Consider the following 17,327-nt stretch of genomic DNA (forward strand, 5'->3'; position numbering starts at 1 on the left):
AATCGCTCAGGCGGATTCCAAAGGAGGAACACGACAATGACGGACACGATGGAGCACACCGAGACGGTGGGTGCCGAGACGACTGTCCTGGATCACTGGGTGAACGGCGCCCCCTGGGCGGGGTCATCCGATCGCACCGGACAGGTGTTCAATCCGGCACTCGGCGTCGTGCAGAAGCAGGTGCGGTTCGCATCGCGCGCGGATGTGGGCGAGGCGGTCGATGCCGCCTCGGCGGCGTGGGCGCTGTGGCGCGACGCGTCGATCGCGAAGCGCCAGGCGGTGCTGTTCAACTTCCGCGAGCTGCTGAACCAGCGCAAGCAGGAGCTCGCCGAGATCCTCACGGCCGAGCACGGCAAGGTGCTCTCCGACGCGCTCGGCGAGATCGCCCGCGGCATGGAGGTCGTCGAGTTCGCGTGCGGCGTCGGGCACCTCACCAAGGGCGCCTACTCCGAGAACGTCTCGACCGGCATCGACGTGTACACGCTCCGCCAGCCGCTGGGCGTCGTGGGCATCATCAGCCCCTTCAACTTCCCGGCGATGGTGCCGCTGTGGTTCTTCTCCGTGGCGCTCGCCGCCGGCAACGCCGTGGTGCTGAAGCCCAGCGAGAAGGACCCGACGGCCGCCAACTGGATGGCGGCGCTGCTGACCGAGGCGGGCCTGCCGGAGGGCGTCTTCAACGTCGTCCACGGCGACAAGGAGGCCGTCGACGCGCTCCTCGAGCACCCGGACGTGCGCGGGATCTCGTTCGTCGGCTCGACGCCGATCGCCAAGTACGTCTACGAGACCGCGACCGCGCACGGCAAGCGCGTGCAGGCGTTCGGCGGCGCGAAGAACCACATGCTGGTGCTGCCGGATGCCGACCTCGACCTCGCCGCGGATGCCGCCGTGAACGCGGGCTTCGGCTCGGCGGGCGAGCGCTGCATGGCGATCTCGGTCGTCCTGGCGGTCGACACGGTCGCCGACGAGTTCGTGAAAAAAGTGTCGGAGCGGATGAAGACGCTCCGCACCGGTGACGGCATGCGCGGATGCGACATGGGCCCACTCATCACCGGGCAGCACCGCGACAAGGTCACCTCGTACATCGACGTGGCGGCGTCCGACGGCGCCTCGGTGGTCGTCGACGGTCGCGACGTCGACATCGACGGCGACCCGAACGGCTTCTGGCTCGGCCCGACCCTCATCGACAACGTGCCGACGACCTCTTCGGTGTACGCCGACGAGGTGTTCGGACCGGTGCTTTCCGTCGTGAGGGTCGAGGGCTACGAAGACGGCCTCGACATCATCAACTCGAGCCCGTACGGCAACGGCACCGCCATCTTCACGAACGACGGCGGCGCGGCTCGGCGGTTCCAGCACGAGGCGACGGTGGGCATGATCGGCATCAACGTGCCGATCCCCGTACCCGTCGCGTACCACTCGTTCGGCGGCTGGAAGGCGTCTCACTTCGGTGACACGAAGGCGTACGGCCCGCACGCGTTCGAGTTCTTCACCGCCGAGAAGGCCGTCACGTCGCGCTGGCTCGATCCCTCGCACGGCGGGATCAACCTGGGCTTCCCGCAGCACGACTGACGTGTTTCGTCGCTCCTCGTTCGCTCAGTGGCCGATATCCGGTCGTTGAGCGAGCGAGATCCGGTCGTTGAGCGAGCGACTGAGGAACGAGCGATATCCGGTCGTTGAGCGAGCGAGGAACGAGCGCTATCCGGTCGTTGAGCGAGCGAGGAACGAGCGAGACGAAACGCCCTGGGCGGACGTGCGACGTCGGCTGAGCGCGTTTCGTCTCGCTCCCTCGCTCAACGACCGGGCAGCGGCGGCGCGAACACCGTCACCGCGCGCGGAATGGCGACGCAGCGCAGCGTGAAGCCTCCGGGCGCCCGCTCTTCGAGCTCGCCGTCGTGGACGAAGACCGAGGGATGCCCGTCCTCCAGGCGCACCGTCATCGCGAACTCCGCCACGACCAGACGCTCGACGTCGGAGCGCGGCGGCATGAATCTCACGGCCCGCAGCACGGCGGCAGTCCGCCGACCGAACGCGAGCGACGCCATCGCGCGCAGCCGTGTGCCCCGCGCGTGGTGGATGCGGACGTCGAGCGTCGACTCGACGAGCGTCTCGCGCTGCATCGTCGCGACGCGCTGCGGGTCGTTCCGTCCGATGCCGACGAACACCGACCACACCTGAGCGCGCCGGCCCTCGCGCACGATCGTCAGCGACTCCGCCGATCTGAGCGTCCGCCAGGCCGCCACGACCCCGCCCAGCCACTTGCCGAGCGAGGCCCGGCGCCGATCCCGTTCGTCGATCAGCTCGGGGTAGGTGCCCACCGACACCGCGTTGAGCGCCAGGATCGGCTCGCCGTCGTCGGCCCGTGCCTCGATCGCGCTGACGTCGATCGTCGTGCCGCCCTCGAGGGCGTCGATGGCGGTGTCGACGTCGTCGAGGCCGGCCGAGCGGGCGAAGTGATTGAAGGTGCCGCCGGGCATCACGAGGAGCGGGCGCTTGTGCTGGCGGGCGAGCGCGGCCATCCGCGACACGGAGCCGTCGCCGCCGTAGACGCCGAGCACCGCGGGCGGCTCGTCCGACCGCATCGCACCGGCGACGACCTCGGCGAGGTCCTCGCCCTCGGCGAGTTCGTGGATGGTGGCCGCGGGCAGTCGCGCCGCGAAGGTGCCAGCGGGGTCCGCGCGCACGACGGCGGTGCCGGAGGCGGCGTTGCGCACGATGAAGACGCCCCGGCCGTCGGTGAACGCGGGCGGCTCGGATGAGGGGGGCATGTTCCTGAGGCTACCTGCGTGGTCAGGCCGGGAGGACCGGCCGGTTCTCGTAGAAGGTCTGCAGGACGACCGTGGTGCGTGTGTTGACCGATGCGGCGGAGCGGATGTCGCGGATCAGCGTCTCGAGATGACGCGGCGATGCGACCCGCACCAGCAGCATGTAGCTCGCGTCGCCGGCGATCGAGTGGCATGCCTCGATCTCGGACAGGTGCTCGAGCAGCTCCGGCGCGTTGTCGGGCTGCCCGGGATCGAGCGGCGTGATCTCGACGAAAGCGGCGAGCGGCTTGCCGACGGCTTCGGCGTCGACGAGGGCGCGATAGCCGGTGATGACGCCGCGCGCCTCCAGCCGGCGCAGCCGCGTCTGCACCGCCGAGACCGAGAGTCCGACGGCCGCCGAGAGCTCGGCGAGCGTCGCGCGCGCGTTGCGCGACACCGCGCGCACGATGCCCGCGTCGATCTCGTCGTCGAGGCGTCCGGGGCCGTCTTCGCTCATGGCGCGAGACTACCAGCGACCTCTGACCGCCACAGGAAGCTTTCCGGTCAAACGTTCATCTCACCGGAACATATCCCGTAGACTCGGTGCGAGATCATCCTCGACTCGCAGATCGGAGGTTCATCATGCCCATCCCCGCCCGCAGCACGCAGGTCATCGTCGGCGAACCCGAGGTCGTCGAGGACGCCGGCCTCGCGGAGGGCAGCGGCGCCTGGCTCCAGCTCAAGCACGCCGCGACGGCGATTCAGGCGCTGCAGGTGCAGGACGGCTCGATTCCGGATGCCGCGTCCCACGCCGAGGCGCGCAGTCACGTTTCGGCGATCATCGCCGGCATCCGTGCGCTCGCCCCCGCCTTCCCACATGACGCCGACTACCTCGCGGCCTCGGTGCGCGACTTCGAGCGCTGGGAGGACGAGGGCTTCGGCATCCCCGACTTCCTCGATTCACTGCAGGCGTTCCAGCCGCAGCAGGACCGTGCCGACGGTATCCGTCATCTCGTCGTCTTCCCGATGTACACGCAGAACGGCTCGAGCGATCGCCGCGTGGAGGCGGTGCTCGTCGAGGTGATCTGGCCCGAGTTCATCGCGCGGCTCGAGGCGGGCGACTACGGCAACAAGCTGTTCGTCTCGCTGCGCTTCCTCGACTTCACACCGGGCTACGACACCAACAGCGCGGTGCTCTTTCCCGAGACTGTCGCGATGCGCGAGATCCCCCGGTTCACGTGGGGCGCGATCTTCCAGGACCGCGAGGCGGCGCGCTATCGGCGGGTCGTCAGGGCGGCCGCCGAGATCACGAGGCTCGAACTGCCGACCGACGCCGCGCGCATGCTCGATGACCAGGCGCTCACCGAGAAGACGTTCGTGATGTGGGACATCATCCACGACCGCACCCACATGCGGGGCGACCTGCCGTTCGATCCCTTCATGATCAAGCAGCGGATGCCGTACTTCCTGTATTCGCTGGAGGAGCTGCGGTGCGACCTCACGGCGTTCCGCGAGTGCGTCGCCATCGAGCGTCGGCTGACCGCCAGATCGGTTGCTGAGCCTGTCGAAGCACTTTCGCCCGCCGAGGCCGAGATGCTCGAGCACGCGAAGCTCGTGCAGTACGCGGTGATCTTCGACCGGATCTTCCGCTTCGCGATCACCGGATCCCGCGTGCGCAACTACGACGGACTCGGCGGCCAGCTGCTGTTCGCCTGGCTGCACCAGCGGGGCGTGCTGCACTGGACCGACACGGCTCTGTCGTTCGACTGGGAGAACGTGCCCGCCGCCGTCGTCGCGCTCGGTGAGGCGATCGACGAGCTCTACTGGCGCTCGATCGACCGGCCCAAGACCGCGCACTGGCTCGCGGCCTACGACCTCGTGCGCGCCACGCTGACGCCCAACCCGGCGTCGCACTGGGCCCGCGGGCTCCCGGACGAGATCCTCGCCGGCCCGCCGAAGGGCTACACCGATGCGGTGCTGAACGACGAGTTCCCGCTCTCCATGTTCTTCGAGGCGCTCGACAAGAAGATGAAGCCGGTCATCGAGTCGACGGCCGGCATCACCGGCTGAGCCGCGCATCGCCGCTCCTCTGTCACCGGCCACCGGTCCTCGGCGAGATCCCACGATCTCGCCGAGAACGCCGGTCGCCGGCGCCGAGGACATGGTCGTTCGGCGAGACCGCACGATCTCGACGTGGAAGGGTAGGAGCATGAGCGTCGAAGGCAGACTCGTCGTGATCGCCGGCGCGACCAGCGCGTCGGGCCTCGCGGCCGCACGCGCCCTGATCGCCGACGGCGCGCGCGTCGTAGCCGTCGGGCGCGACGAGGGCCGGCTGCGCGAACTCGAGAAGGCCGTCCGGTCGGATGCCGGGCTCCTGACGCAAGACGCGGAGGCGCTGCGCACTGAGGTGTGCGACCTCACCGACGAAGCTTCCGTCACGACGCTGGCGGAGCGGGTGCACGCGGCCGATGGCACGATCGACGGCGTGCTGCACCTGGTGGGGGGCTGGCGCGGCGGCGGTGGGCTTGCCGGGCAAAGCGACGAGGACTACCGCTTCCTCGAGCGCTCCTTCACCGCGCTGCGTCACGTCAGCCGGGCCTTCGACGCCGACCTGCGTGCGTCCGACGCCGGGCGTCTCGCGGTCGTGTCATCCACCGCGGTGACGCGTCCGCTCGCGGGCGGCGCGAACTACGCCTCGGTCAAGGCCGCGACCGAGGCCTGGACGCGCGCGGTCGCGCAGGGCTTCGCCAAGGACGCCCGGGATGCCGGCAAGCCGCTGGCCGCGGCATCCGTCGTCTTCCGCGTGAAGAGCCTCTCGGGACTCGAAGAGGCGCTCGCACAGAGATTCACCGACCTCTGGGCCACTCCCGCCGACGAGACCAACGACACGGTCGTCGAGCTCACCGACCCGTCGCTCTGACGGCAGGCCTGAACCCCGCCGCGCGGCGCGCCGCGGCGCGCGAAGTAGATTGGACACCCGTGACCACGATCCACGACACCAACCTGCGGGGCTTCGCCTCGGACAACTACTCCGGCATCCACCCGGAGGTGCTCGCCGCCATCGCGGCAGCCAACGACGGCCACCAGGTCGCGTACGGCGAGGACGTGTACACCGAGCGACTGCAGTCCGTGATGGCGCAGCACTTCGGCGAGGGGATCGAGGCGTACCCGGTCTTCAACGGCACCGGCGCGAACGTGGTCGGCCTGCAGTCGATGCTCCCCCGCTGGGGCGCGGTGATCGCGGCGACCACCGCTCACATCAACGTCGACGAGGGCGGCGCCCCCGAGCGCGTCGGCGGCATCAAGATCCTCAACGTGCCGACGGACGACGGCAAGCTCACGCCCGAGCTCATCGACCGCGAGGCGTGGGGCTGGGGCGACGAGCACCGCGCTCAGCCGCTCGTGGTGTCGATCACGCAGTCCACCGAGCTCGGCACGCTCTACACCCCGGACGAGCTCCGGACGATCGCCGAGCACGTGCACGGCCACGGCATGCACCTGCACATGGATGGTTCCCGCATCTCGAATGCCGCCGCATCCCTCGGACTTCCCCTGCGCGCCATCACGCGCGACGTGGGCGTCGACGTGCTGAGCTTCGGCGGCACGAAGAACGGGGCGATGCTCGGCGAGGCGATCGTCGTGCTGAACCCGGACGCGTCCCGCGGCCTGACGTACCTGCGCAAGCTCGACATGCAGCTCTCGTCCAAGATGCGCTTCGTGTCGGCGCAGCTGGTCGCGCTGCTCGACGGCGATCTGTGGCTGCGCAACGCGTCGCACTCCAACGCGATGGCGCAGCGCCTGCGCGCGGGCGTGGAGGCAGGGCTTGCCGACGGGTCGATCCGCGGGGTCGCGTTCACGCAGCCGACGCAGGCGAACGGCGTCTTCGCCACCCTGCCCGAGGGTGTCGCCGATCGCCTCCGTGCCTCGTTCCGCTTCTACGACTGGGATGCCGCGAAGAACGAGGTCCGCTGGATGTGCGCGTTCGACACCTCGGAGAACGACATCGACGCGTTCATCGCGGCCATCGCCCGCGAGACCTCCGCCGCCTGAGTATGTCGGCGGCCCTCGGTCGTCGAGCGAGCGAGACGAAACGCCCCTCCTGGTGCCGCGGTCGTTGAGCGAGCGAGGAACGAGCGAGACGAAACGCCCCCCTGGTGCCGCGGTCGTTGAGCGAGCGAGGAACGAGCGAGACGAAACGCTCCTCCTGGTGCCGCGGTCGTTGAGCGAGCGAGGAACGAGCGAGACGAAACGCTCCTCCTGGTGCCCGGTCGTTGAGCGAGCGAGGAACGAGCGAGACGAAACGGCCCGCACCCCGGTGCAGAAGCCGGGTCCGGGGCGTTTCGTCTCGGGCGCGAGAGCGCCCTTCGCTCAACGACCGGAGTCAGTCGTCGCGTGACTCCTCGCGGTCCGCGACATCCTCGCCCTGCTCGTCGACCGTGATCTCGCTCTCTTCGCCGTCCTTCGCCTCGGCCTCGGAGGGGTCGGCGTCGGAGATCTCGGCGTCGGCGTCGGCGTCGGCGTCGGCGTCGGCCGGCTCTTCGGATTGCTCGGCGACATCGGCCGTCTGTTCGGCGCCATCGGATCCGCCGGCGTCGGCGTCCTCGACCTCGGCAGCCTCGACCTCCGCGACCTCGACCTCGGCAGCCTCGGGCTCGGCCGGCGCGCCGGGCGCGGCATCCGTCCCCTCCTGATCGGGGGATGCGACCAGCGCCGCACCCTCAACAGCGGAGGACGTGACCGCCGTCTCGGGGCGGATGAGCTCCTTCACCTCGGCCATGAAGCTCATCAGCTGGTGCTGCTGCCAGCGGAGCGTGCGCGTGCGGTCCTCGGCGTCGCGCAGCACGGACTGGGAGTGCGTCGTCACCAGGTCGATGATGCGCTCCGCCTTCACGTGCGCCCGCTCGAGGTGCTCGCGCGCACGCAGCTGCGCGTCGGCCTCGATCTGCTGGGACTGGGCCCGCATCAGCCGCTCGAAGTCCTCGGCCTTCACCGACACGCGCTGCGCGTGATCGAGCGACGCGGCGACCTGGTCGTTGGCGTCCTGCGTGATGCGCTCGGCGTGCGCCACCGCCTGGTTGTGCAGCACGAGGAACTCCTGGTGCGCATCGTCCTGACGACGGGTGAGGGATGCTTCGAACTCGAGTGCGCGCAGCCGCAGCTCGCGCACCGCCTCCTCGGCCTCGGACCGGTCGCGCGCCGTCTCTCGCGCGACACTCGAGCGGAGTACGGCCGCGCCCTTCTCGGCCTCGGAGCGGATGGCCGCGGCCTCGCGCTCGGCCTGCGACACCTTCTCGGCCGCGTGCGCCGCCTCGCGTTCGATGCGGGCCTCGTGCGCCGTCAGCTCGGTGTCGATCTTGAGTCGCACCTGCTGGGCCTCGTGCTGCGCCTGCGAGACGATGCCCTCGGCCTCGGCCTGTGCCGACGACCGGCGGTTCGCGATCTCTTCGCGGGCCGCCTCCAGCAGGCGGTCGCCCTGGATGCTCGCGTTGCGGATGAGCAGGCTCGCCTGGTCCTCGGCGACGCGCAGCACCTCTTCGAACTGCTGACGATTCGGCGACTCCGTGGTCGCCCCGACGAGCTCGTCGCTCAGGGTCTGCACGCGCTGCTCGGCGTCGGCGATCTTGGCGTTCGCGAGCTCGAGCTCGCCGCGCAGGCGCGCGACGACGTCGCCCTCTTCCTCACGGGCGGCGGATGCCTCGGATGCGACCCGCTCGACCTCCGCGCGACGGCTCTCCTCGGCGTCGGCGAGCGCCGCCTCCAGCCGTTCGATCTCCGCCTGCTTGGCCTCGAGCGCGGCGTCGAGCTCCGCGCGCCGGGCGGCGATCGCCGCGTCGATCTCGGCCTGGCGCTTCTCCGCAGCGGCCTGCAGCTCTGCCTCCAGCCGTTCCGCCTTGGCACGGCTCTGCGCGACCGCGGCACCGGCGCGGCGCTGGTGCTGCTTGAGCTGCGCCACCTCGTCGTGCGCCGCACGTACGCGGGCGTCCAGTCCGGCGATCGCGGCGTCGACCTCTTCCTTGTCGTACCCGCGGAAGGTCGTCGTGAACCCCGACCCGAAGGAGGTCGTCGCCCCGCCGCCGCCGATGAGGTTGTCGAACGGCGTCGGGTCATCCTGGCCCGGGTTTCCGGTGTTGACGGCGTGGTCGGACATCGGTGCGTCTCCGCTTCTGGCTTGCTGTGTCGGCGAGTGCTCTCGGCGGAGGCGTGCGTGCCGTGCCACGGCGCCGGCGAACATGTCGCCTCGCGCGCGAGCAGCGGTGGCCGCACCGTCCTCGACGACACCGGGGGGTTGTGTCGCAGGTGGCTGCGCAGGGGGTAGGTGAACCCTACATCGCTCGACTGTCTGCAGGAAACCTCAGGAGCCGGCGAGCCACTCCCGGTACGCGTCGAACGACGACGGACGCCCGAGGAAGCCCTCGACGAGGTCGTTCGCGTCACGCGATCCGCCGCGTTCGAGCACCTCGGCGCGGTAGCGGCGGCCGGCCGCGGCATCCATCAGTCCCCCGCTGAAGCCGCTCAGCAGATCGCGTGCGATCACGAGACTCCACTGGTAGGTGTAATAGCATGCGCCGTACCCGGTGAGGTGGCCGAACCCCGCGTAGGAGTGCAGTCCCGGCAGGGGCTGCACCGGGCTGGCGGCGGCGTAGAGCCGTTCGGTCTCGGCCTGCAGGTCCGCCGGCCGGTCGACGTGCAGGTGGTACGAGACGTTCGCGTGCCCCAGCTGCCGCCGCACCTCCAGGGCACGACCGAAGGCGTCGGCCGTACGCATGCGCGCCACGAGGTCGGCGGGGATGGGCTCGCCCTCCGCGTTGCCGCTGAACGAGGCAAGCACACCGGCATCCCACGCCCACTCCTCGAGCAGCTGGCTCGGCGCCTCGACGAAGTCCCACTCCGTCGCCACTCCGCTGAACCGGGCGAAGCGCTGGCGTCCGCCGAGGATGTCGTGCACGAGGTGGCCGAACTCGTGGAAGAACGTCAGCACCTCGTCGTGCTCGAGAAGGCCACGGGAGAAGTTGCAGAGCAGCGCCGCCTCGGGCAGCACACGGTCCACGACGCCCGGTGCGAGCGGGAAGCAGGCGGCGTGGCTGAACTTGCCTTCTCGCGGGTGCAGGTCGAGGTGGATGCGTCCGAGCCGCTCACCCCCGCGCGTCACGTCGAACGACTGCACGTCGTCGTGCCAGGCGGGCGAATCCACCCGGACGTACTCGACGTCGAGCAGACGGCCGGTGACGTCGAGCACGCCCGCCACGACCCGCTCGAACGGGAAGTACGAGCGGACGAGCTGGGCATCCACGTCGTACTGCTCCCGCTTGATCGCGCCCAGCAGGTACCAGAAGTCGGCGATGGTCACGACCTGCGCGTCGGGCACATCGTGCCGCAGACGCTCGAGCAGCTGCGGATACTCGGCCTCCGCCGCCGAGCGCGAGGCGTCGTCGAGCCGCGCCAGGAAAGCCGGGATCGCCGCGCCGGAGCCGATCATGCGGGTCTCGGTCTCGTAGTCCGCCCAGTCGGGATAGCCCAGCAGCCGGGCGCGCTCCGCGCGGACCTCGAGCAACTCCGCGAGGATCGCGTCGTTGGTGGGCCACGCGAGGTCGTTGTAGGCGCTCACCAGGGCGATGCGTGTCTCCCTGTCGCGGGCGTAATCGCGCACGGGCATGAGATCGGGGTAGTCGGTCGACAGCGTCACGCGGCCGTGCTCATCGGCGGGGTGGGAATCGAGGAAGTCCTGGGGCATGCCGCCCAGTCCGTCGACGGGGACGGTGATCTCGCGACGCCCGTCGCGGATGTTCCGAGAGAAAGCCAGCGACAGCTCGGTGTCGCGGTCCGCCAGCTGCCGGGCTCGCTCGCGGTCGGCGTCGTCGAGTTGCACGCCGGCGCGGCGGAAGTCGCGCAGCAGGTGGTCGAGCAGGCGGGCCTGATCGTCGTCCAGGCCGGTGGTCGCGGCATCCGCGAAAGCCGTCCACAGGTCGCGGTCGAGCAGCCGCGCCGCCGACAGCGACTCGACGGCCTGCACCTGCGCCTCTGCGCGGTCGCGCACCGCTGCTTCGGGGTGCGACTCACTCAGCAGATACGACTCGCTCAGCGCCTCGCTCAGTGCGAGGTCGGCGTCGTTCCAGAGCTCCAGACGCTCGGCGGTGGTGAGCGCCGGCTCGGTCTTCAACCGCTCGTCGATCTCGTTCACGCGTGCGATGCGGGCGGCGGGCCGCTCGTCGACGAAGGCCGCCCAGCCGGCGGCGTCGGACGGGAAGGGCAGGGGTTCCGGGGTCACCCTGCGAGCCTATGTGCCCGCTCCGACAGCGCGCGAGGCGATTCCGCGCCGAGCGGACTGCTCAGCGCAGCGCCCCGACGCTGGCCAGTGCGAGACGTACGAGGGTGCCCCGTCCGCCTTCCATCTCGGCCGAGAGGGCATCGGATGCCGCCTCATCGGGCGTCAGCCACGTGACCTCGAGCGCATCCTGGCGCGGCTCGCAGGTGCCTGTGACGGGCACGACGAACGCGAGCGACACGGCGTGCTGACGATCGTCGTGGTACGCGCTCACGCCCGGGAGCGGGAAGTACTCGGCCACCGTGAAGGGCGTCGGCTGCGGGGGAAGCATCGGGAAGGCCATCGGCCCGAGGTCGTTCTCGAGGTGGCGGAAGAGCGCGTCGCGGACCGTCTCGCCGTAGCGGACGCGGCCCGAGACGATGGTGCGCGAGATCTCGCCGACCGGCGTCGCGCGCAGCAGGATCCCGACCTGCGTGACCTGTCCCATCCCGTCGGTGCGCACCGGCACACCCTCGACGTAGAGCATCGGCAGGCGTCGGCGGGCCTCCTCGAGCTCGATGTCGCTCAGCCAGGCAGGGTTCGAGATGTTCCCCGCAGGCGGGCCGAACGGCTCGTCGCCCGCAGGTTCGGGGTCGGGAGTGCGCACGGACATGCCTCCTGTATACCCGCTCCGTCCCGTTTCCACCGCGCGTCCTCGCCGCTGAGGCCGACGCGTCAATAGTCTGAGGGCATCGTTTCCGGGAGGACGCCATGGCAGTGGACCCGCCTCAGACGCGCATCAGCCGTATCCAGGACATCGTCGGCGTGTTCGTGCTGTCGATCACCGCGGTGCTCACCGCGTGGTGCGGCTTCGAGTCGTCGAAGTGGGGCGGCGAGATGTCGATCGCGTTCAGCGAGGCGTCGGGCGCCCGCATCCAGGCCGCGAGTGCCGAGAACGAGGCGCGGGCGGCTCAGCAGTTCGACCTGTCCGTCTACGCGCAGTGGGTGCTGGCCGAGGGCGAAGGCGACGAAGAGCTGGCGCAGTACATCCAAGATCGCTTCCAGCCGTGGTTCGCGGTCGCCTTCGACGCATGGCAGGCCGACGGCATGCAGGAGAATGCCCCCTTCATCCGCGAGGAGTACGTGCCACCCGGCGAGGTGGAGGCGGTGGAGCTCAACGAGCGCGCCGACGCCAAGTTCGCCGAGGCTCTCGAGAGCAACCAGCGCGGCGACAACTATTCGCTCCTCACGGTGCTGTTCGCCCTCGTGCTCTTCCTGACGGCGATGTCGCAACGCGACGTGCGGACCTGGATCGGTCGGGTGCTGCTGGGGCTCGCGCTCGTCGTGATGACAGTGGGAGTCGGCATCCTGCTCACCTTCCCCATCAAGATCTGACCCGCGTACCCCGGATACGCGCCGGGTTGCCGAGGCCTGATGCCGGCGTCGCCGGTCGGTGGCAGGATGTCGGCATGCCGGAAGCGCTCGTCCTCGATGCCGACGCCGTGCTGTGGTCGACCGACCGGTCCGGCCTCCACGGCCGGCACCTGCTGCTGCTCCTGCACGGCTACGGCGCCGACGAGCACGACCTCTACCCGCTCCGCCAGTACCTGCCCGACACGTTCGTCGTGGCGAGCCTCGCGGCGCCGCTCGCGCCGCCGTGGCCGGCACCCGGCCGATCCTGGTATCCGATCGAAGGACTTGAAGGGCGCGATGCCTCGCACGTGACCCGCGCGGCCCGGGCCGTGATCGCGTGGATCGACGAGCATGCGGCGGGCGCGGCATCCGTCGGTCTCCTCGGCTTCTCGCAGGGCGGTGCCGTCTCGCTGCAGGCGATGCGCCTCGACCCGCCGCGCTTCGCGTACGCCGTCAACCTGTCGGGCTACGCCACGCCGGGCGATGTGCCGGGAGACGCCGAGCTCGCCGAGCTGCGCCCACCGGTGTTCTGGGGACGGGGGACGAACGACGACGTCATCCCCGAGTTCGTGGTCACCCACACGACGCAATGGCTGCCCGAGCACGCCGACCTGAGCGGCCGGGTCTACCCGGGGCTGACGCACAGCGTCTCGGAGCAGGAGATCGCCGACGTCGCGGCCTTCCTCGACAAGCGGCTGACCGCGCTCGACGGCGCCCGCGGACTCTGACGATTCCGGCACCTCCCCGCAATCCCGCCCGGCGCTAGCGATCGCCGGCAGGCGGTTCCTGACGGGCCGCCGAGGTGCCACGGCGTCGGGCGCTCGCGGCGGCGAACACTCCCGCGAACACCGCACCGAGGGCGAACCCGAGTGCGATCCCGACCGCCACGTTCCCGAGGGCGACCCCCAGCGAGGTGCCGAACGCCACGCCCATGCCGATGCCGCCCGCGAGGGCGACGACCCATGCCCGGGCAGCGGACCGAGGGATGCGGGGGGACGGCGTCGAGTCGCTCATGGCTCCCACGCTACGGTCGGGCGCGAGCGGCGTACTCCCCCGCGCGACGGAGATCTCCTCACCCATCTCTCCGCGTCATCCGCTATGGTGTCTCTCGGCCTTTGTCCCCTCGGTGAGGAACTCCCTTGAAGCTGATCGACGCTCGCGCGCTGTAATCGCGCTGCTCCGTCGACCCTCGACGTCTCGCAGCGCCTGAAGATTCCGCGCTGCACGTCGACCACCGCTTCCCCGCCGTTCTCGGGCTCTTCTGCGCCCCCGGCATTCCGGGCGGATCCGCGGTCCGCGGTGTCAGCGCATGACCGACACAGGAGGCCTCATGCCCGCACACACCCTCACACCCGTCATCATCCTCGACCGGGTCTCGTTCACCTGGGCCGACGGCACCGTCGCCCTCGCCGACGTCTCCGGATCGTTCGGCACCGGCCACACCGGCCTCGTCGGGCGCAACGGCTCCGGCAAGTCCACGCTGCTGCGCCTGATCGCCGGAGACCTGACACCCTCCGCGGGGCACATCTCGCGGACAGCGGATGCCGCGTACCTGCCGCAGCGGCTGACGCTCGAGGTCGACCGGCCCGTCGCCGACCTGCTCGGCGTGGGCGACACGCTCCGCGCGCTGCGCGCCATCGAATCCGGCGACGCCGATCCCCGTCACTTCGACGCGGTCGGCTCCGACTGGGACATCGAGGCGCGCGCACACGCCGCACTCGCCGAGGCCGGACTCGCACCCGACATGCTGGACCGCAACGTCGGTCAGCTGTCGGGGGGCGAGGCGGTGCTCACCGCGATCGCCGGCATCCGGCTGCGCGGTCCCGAGATCGCCCTCCTCGACGAGCCGACCAACAACCTCGACCGCGACGCCCGCGCGCGCCTGTACGACATGGTGCGCTCGTGGCGGGGCGCCCTCGTCGTGGTGAGCCACGACACGGCGCTGCTCGAGCTGATGGACGACACCGCCGAGCTGTACGCGAACGAGCTGTCGGTGTTCGGCGGCCCGTACTCGCAGTGGCGGGCCTGGCTGGATGCCGAGCAGGGCGCCGCCCGCGACGCCGAGCGCGCGGCGCGCCAGGCCGTCAAGCGCGAGAAGCGCCAGCGCATCGAGGCCGAGACGACGATCTCGCGCCGCGCCGCGATGGGGCAGAAGGCGTTCGACGAGAAGCGCGTGCCGAAGATCGTCGCGAACGGACGCCGGATGGCGGCCCAGGTCTCGGCGGGCAAGCTGCGCGGCGAGAAGGCCGACCGCGAGGCATCCGCTCGAGAAGCCCTCGATGTCGCCGAGCGCCGCGTGCGCGACGACGACATCGTGAAGATCGACCTGCCCGACCCCGGCGTTCCCGCGGGGCGCCGCATCGCCACGCTCGGCGACGGCGAGCGCACGTGGGTGATCCAGGGACCCGAGCGGGTCGCGCTGATCGGCCCCAACGGCGCCGGAAAGACGACCCTGCTGGAGCGCCTTGTGGGACCGGCGCGCGCCGACGCTGTACCGTTCTCAGGATCGGCCGCGGGCCACGCCGATGACAGCCCCGGAAATCCGGGATCGGCGGCGGCCGCAGGCCCGGATGTCCTGAGAACGGTACGCGGGGAGCTGCACACCGACCGCATCGGGTACCTGCCGCAGCGTGTCGACGGCCTCGACGACGCGGCGTCGGTGCTCGACAACGTCGTTCCCTCGGCGCCCGGTGTGACGATCGTCGAGCTGCGCAACCGGCTGGCGAGGTTCCTCATCCGAGGAGCAGCGGTCGAGCGCCCGGTGGGGACGCTGTCGGGCGGCGAGCGCTTCCGGGTGGCTCTCGCCCGGCTCATGCTCGCCGATCCGCCGCCGCAGCTGCTGGTGTTCGACGAGCCGACGAACAACCTCGACCTCGACACGGTCGACCAGCTCGTCGACGCGATCGCCGCCTACCGGGGTGCGGTGCTCGTGGTGAGCCACGACGACGCATTCCTCGAGCGCATCGGCGTCAGCCTCGTGCTGGAGCTCGACCGCGACGGCAGCCTGACGGAGCGCTGACCCGGGGCTGCGGCATCCGTCCCGCTCGTGTGGGGACGGATGCCGCGGCGCGGGGTCCTGCCCGACCCCGGCCTGCTCCCCTCGCGCTCCGGGGGCCAGCACCCGTGCGTCGCCGGCCCGGCTCGCGGATGATGAAGACATGAACGCACTCGTCAGACCTCAGCAGGGCCGATGGATCGCCGGCGTCTGCGCCGCCGTCGCCAACCGCTTCGGGTGGAACGTGACCCTGATCCGGATCCTCACCGTCATCGCCGTCGTCTTCTTCGGCCTGTCGCTGTGGGCCTACATCCTGCTCTGGATCCTGGTCCCCTCCGAGCACTGAGATCCCGCGGCGGTCAGCGCCAGTCGGACGCCGCCGCGTACGCGAGGGCGATCGCGGCGTCGTCCGCCGACCACGGCGCATCCGTCGAGATGTACGCCGTGAGGCTGTTCACGCCGTCGGTCAGCACGTAGCTGGCAGTCGGCGTCGACTGGGCGGGGGCCTCACGCCAGGCGGTGATCCCGGGTACACCGGTGTCGAAGGGCTCATTCTCGGTCGCGGTCGGCAGTCCCCACGCCTGGCCGGCGGCGGAGTACACCTCGATCGTGTGCGCGCCGTCGCCGAGGTAGCAGTTCGACCAGTTCGATGCGTGAGCCGCCATCAGCACGCCGGGCAGCGGCGGATCGATGTACCCGCCGGTGTCCCCGGTCAACATCGCATCGAGAAGGCCGGACATCGTGTCACCGAGGGCCGCGCAGTCCAACTCGGACCACCACCCCGCACGGTCGCGCGTCCACGGCTCGCTGTCGGCCGCACGGACGTTCTCGACGACGACGTTCGCGAGCGCCGACGTCCAGGCGTCGATCTCGGCGCGATCCATTCCGGGGAAGTACTCGAACGACGCGCTGAACCAGAGGTCCTCCGTCTCCGCACGCCCGGAGCAGACCCAGTCCGGGTCGCACTCCTCGAAGTAGTACGGCACCTGATCCGCCGGGAACCGGGCACCATCGAGTCCGGCAGCAGGGAGGATCTCGACCACCACTCCTGAACTCCCTCCACTCCAGCGGCAACCGAGTCCACCCGCGTTCCCGACGTCGCCGTCGCTGTGAGAGGACGTGAGCTGCAGCTCAGCGCCGGTGACCGAGCGCAGGTCCGCGGGAGTGAGCGCGGCAGCGCAGTCGCCCTCGAGCAAGACGGGTGGTTTTTCGCCGGGGCCGACGACGAGAGGCTGCGCGCTCGGCGTCGGCGACGGCGTCGCATGCGCGGTCGGCGTGGCTGTCGCTTCCGGCTGCTGTTCCGCCGGCGCGCACGCGGTGAGGGCGCCGAGAACAGCGAGCGCGGCGAGGGCAAGGGCGAAGGATCGTCGCACAGCATCTCCATCGAGGGGGGTCACGCGACTCTATCGACGGCGAACCGCAGGGGACGCACGGATTCCGCAACGATTCGGACACACGGCCGCGGTCGTCCTGCGGCTGCGGGCCGGCGTCCTGCGCTGGATCCCAGCCCCTCCGACCCCCGCGCTCCGCGGCAGCCGTTCGCCGGGGCCCTGGCGGGCCCCCGTCCGGCGCGCCATGATGAACCCATGCACCGCCTGGTCCGTCCCCGACGGGGACGCATGATCGCCGGGGTCTGCCAAGGCATCGCGGACCGCTTCGGCTGCAGCGTGGTGCCGGTGCGCGTGCTCACGGTCGCGTCGACGGTGTTCTTCGGCGTTTCGATCCTGATGTACCTGCTGCTGTGGATCCTCCTGCCGGAGGAGGGCTGACGCCGGCGAGGGACGAGTCGCCCGCAGGCCGGCCTTCTGAGCGCGGTGGCAGCGAGCACGCCCGCCGATCAGGGCTTCTTCGGCTCCTTCGTGCGTCCTGGGGCGGTGCCGCTGTTGCCTGGACCACTCGGCGGCTCGGCCTCCGCGGTCGGCGGCGGGGTGGGAAC

At 70.7% G+C, this 17,327-nt stretch carries 16 protein-coding genes; 9 read left to right on the forward strand and 7 right to left on the reverse strand.

What is annotated here, in order from left to right:
• Positions 1-36 precede the first annotated feature (36 nt).
• Entirely contained in the window at positions 37-1,569 is a 1,533-nt protein-coding gene (locus ACI3KY_RS13525) for a CoA-acylating methylmalonate-semialdehyde dehydrogenase (protein ID WP_404930686.1), read from the forward strand.
• Between the two features lie 221 nt (positions 1,570-1,790).
• Here ACI3KY_RS13525 and ACI3KY_RS13530 read toward each other — a convergent pair whose 3' ends face one another.
• Positions 1,791-2,765 (reverse strand): diacylglycerol/lipid kinase family protein, encoded by a 975-nt coding sequence (locus tag ACI3KY_RS13530; RefSeq protein WP_404930687.1) that lies wholly within the window; start codon positions 2,763-2,765, stop codon positions 1,791-1,793.
• Positions 2,766-2,787: 22 nt separating this feature from the next.
• Positions 2,788-3,258, reverse strand: coding sequence for an Lrp/AsnC family transcriptional regulator (locus ACI3KY_RS13535; RefSeq protein WP_404930688.1), 471 nt, complete (start codon positions 3,256-3,258; stop codon positions 2,788-2,790).
• 125 nt (positions 3,259-3,383) lie between these two features.
• Between ACI3KY_RS13535 and ACI3KY_RS13540 the strand changes: the two genes are divergently transcribed.
• From ACI3KY_RS13540 to ACI3KY_RS13550, 3 genes are all read left to right on the forward strand, one after another.
• On the forward strand, positions 3,384-4,811 hold the full coding sequence (locus ACI3KY_RS13540; protein ID WP_404930689.1) for a DUF6421 family protein: 1,428 nt from the start codon (positions 3,384-3,386) through the stop codon (positions 4,809-4,811).
• Between the two features lie 139 nt (positions 4,812-4,950).
• Complete coding sequence (locus ACI3KY_RS13545; protein WP_404930690.1) at positions 4,951-5,661, forward strand: SDR family NAD(P)-dependent oxidoreductase; 711 nt, start codon at positions 4,951-4,953, stop codon at positions 5,659-5,661.
• Positions 5,662-5,720: 59 nt separating this feature from the next.
• Positions 5,721-6,791, forward strand: coding sequence for a threonine aldolase family protein (locus tag ACI3KY_RS13550; RefSeq protein ID WP_404930691.1), 1,071 nt, complete (start codon positions 5,721-5,723; stop codon positions 6,789-6,791).
• Positions 6,792-7,122: 331 nt separating this feature from the next.
• Here ACI3KY_RS13550 and ACI3KY_RS13555 read toward each other — a convergent pair whose 3' ends face one another.
• The 3 genes from ACI3KY_RS13555 to ACI3KY_RS13565 form a co-directional block, all read right to left on the reverse strand.
• Entirely contained in the window at positions 7,123-8,889 is a 1,767-nt protein-coding gene (locus ACI3KY_RS13555) for a hypothetical protein (protein ID WP_404930692.1), read from the reverse strand.
• Positions 8,890-9,093: 204 nt separating this feature from the next.
• Positions 9,094-11,007 carry a M3 family metallopeptidase gene (locus ACI3KY_RS13560; RefSeq protein ID WP_404930693.1) on the reverse strand — a complete coding sequence of 638 codons (1,914 nt, stop codon included), beginning with the start codon at positions 11,005-11,007 and terminating at the stop codon, positions 9,094-9,096.
• A 61-nt stretch (positions 11,008-11,068) separates the two neighbouring features.
• The gene (locus tag ACI3KY_RS13565; RefSeq protein ID WP_404930694.1) at positions 11,069-11,656 is read right to left on the reverse strand and encodes an NUDIX hydrolase family protein; all 588 of its coding nucleotides are present in this window, start codon (positions 11,654-11,656) and stop codon (positions 11,069-11,071) included.
• 98 nt (positions 11,657-11,754) lie between these two features.
• Here ACI3KY_RS13565 and ACI3KY_RS13570 point away from each other — a divergent pair, with 98 nt between their 5' ends.
• Both ACI3KY_RS13570 and ACI3KY_RS13575 read left to right on the forward strand, forming a co-directional pair.
• A complete protein-coding gene (locus ACI3KY_RS13570) occupies positions 11,755-12,378 on the forward strand; it encodes a hypothetical protein (protein ID WP_404930695.1) in 624 nt (207 codons plus the stop codon).
• A gap of 74 nt (positions 12,379-12,452) precedes the next feature.
• Positions 12,453-13,124: an alpha/beta hydrolase gene (locus ACI3KY_RS13575; protein ID WP_404930696.1), complete on the forward strand. Its 672-nt coding sequence runs from the start codon at positions 12,453-12,455 to the stop codon at positions 13,122-13,124.
• A gap of 34 nt (positions 13,125-13,158) precedes the next feature.
• Here ACI3KY_RS13575 and ACI3KY_RS13580 read toward each other — a convergent pair whose 3' ends face one another.
• Positions 13,159-13,410 carry a hypothetical protein gene (locus tag ACI3KY_RS13580; RefSeq protein WP_404930697.1) on the reverse strand — a complete coding sequence of 84 codons (252 nt, stop codon included), beginning with the start codon at positions 13,408-13,410 and terminating at the stop codon, positions 13,159-13,161.
• A 316-nt stretch (positions 13,411-13,726) separates the two neighbouring features.
• On the opposite strand from ACI3KY_RS13580, the gene ACI3KY_RS13585 reads away from it, so the two are divergent.
• Both ACI3KY_RS13585 and ACI3KY_RS13590 read left to right on the forward strand, forming a co-directional pair.
• Positions 13,727-15,415 (forward strand): ABC-F family ATP-binding cassette domain-containing protein, encoded by a 1,689-nt coding sequence (locus ACI3KY_RS13585; RefSeq protein ID WP_404930698.1) that lies wholly within the window; start codon positions 13,727-13,729, stop codon positions 15,413-15,415.
• 139 nt (positions 15,416-15,554) lie between these two features.
• Positions 15,555-15,737, forward strand: a complete 183-nt coding sequence (locus ACI3KY_RS13590; RefSeq protein WP_194414577.1) for a PspC domain-containing protein — start codon at positions 15,555-15,557, stop codon at positions 15,735-15,737.
• A 13-nt stretch (positions 15,738-15,750) separates the two neighbouring features.
• Here ACI3KY_RS13590 and ACI3KY_RS13595 read toward each other — a convergent pair whose 3' ends face one another.
• Positions 15,751-16,788: a hypothetical protein gene (locus ACI3KY_RS13595; RefSeq protein WP_404930699.1), complete on the reverse strand. Its 1,038-nt coding sequence runs from the start codon at positions 16,786-16,788 to the stop codon at positions 15,751-15,753.
• Positions 16,789-16,977: 189 nt separating this feature from the next.
• Here ACI3KY_RS13595 and ACI3KY_RS13600 point away from each other — a divergent pair, with 189 nt between their 5' ends.
• Complete coding sequence (locus tag ACI3KY_RS13600; protein WP_404930700.1) at positions 16,978-17,160, forward strand: PspC domain-containing protein; 183 nt, start codon at positions 16,978-16,980, stop codon at positions 17,158-17,160.
• The last annotated feature ends 167 nt before the right edge of the window (positions 17,161-17,327 follow it).

The sequence above is a fragment of the Microbacterium sp. ZW T2_14 genome (assembly GCF_044987405.1).
In the GTDB taxonomy this organism is placed as follows: domain Bacteria; phylum Actinomycetota; class Actinomycetes; order Actinomycetales; family Microbacteriaceae; genus Microbacterium.